Here is a 760-nt window from a genome sequence, read left to right on the forward strand (position 1 = left end):
CCAAAGTTAAGGCTTGCGCCTTCTTCAATCCAAGCTGCTGCAGGATCACTCATCGCAACATTAATCTTATGCTCTCCACTAGTAGTAATAGTGGTAGCAAGAGAGCGAATAATGTTTTCTTCTTTCAACGTTTCAATCAGACGATTATCGTATTCTTCCGGCACAAGATACCCGCCGTCAGCATCCACGCCTTCCTGCAACACGTTATCGACTCGTTTAAAATTACTTCTAAGAGCCGTAAGCATCGCCTGCTTATACTCGTCACGCGCACGACCTTGTTTTTCAAGTTTCACACCTGTTTTCATAGGTTTTGCAACAATCGCCTCAGATGTTGGTTTTGAAAGCTCCTTATCCATCACTTCCATCTGCTCCAAGCGCTCAATTTCCATACTGTAAGCTTTCACTTTCGCTTCCATCTCATCATAGGTTTTCGCGTCTTCTTCTGAAATAAGCCCGTCCTTGTCACGTTTAGACTCAAGGAAAGCTTTCGCACCCTGCCAAGCCTTATTACGTTTCTCAACCATGTTTGAAATACTGTTCATCATATTTACCTCCAATTTTTGATTAAAAAAAGACGATCCATAAGATCGTCTGCACTAATATTGTTTGTTTCCTTACCGCTTATCCGGCAGGCTTTACATATTTTTTCCAGTAGCGTGTTTTGCACGCTTAATTTTGAATACAGTGTTGAAACTTGTGGTATGCCAATATCAGCGGTTTCGCCTCTAGTTAAAACACCGTCCGCGAACCCGAGTTCTAC

General features: G+C 42.5%; 1 protein-coding gene and 1 pseudogene. Both read right to left on the reverse strand.

Going from position 1 to position 760, the window contains the following annotated elements; all coding sequences use genetic code 11:
* The coding region (locus P0108_RS07125) for a phage major capsid protein (RefSeq protein WP_473730938.1) at nt 1–545 on the reverse strand (545 nt) is incomplete at its 3' end.
* 2 nt (nt 546–547) lie between these two features.
* Nucleotides 548–760: pseudogene (locus P0108_RS07130) on the reverse strand (head maturation protease, ClpP-related); the annotation flags it as partial.

Source organism: Gardnerella sp. c10Ua_244, from assembly GCF_055818055.1.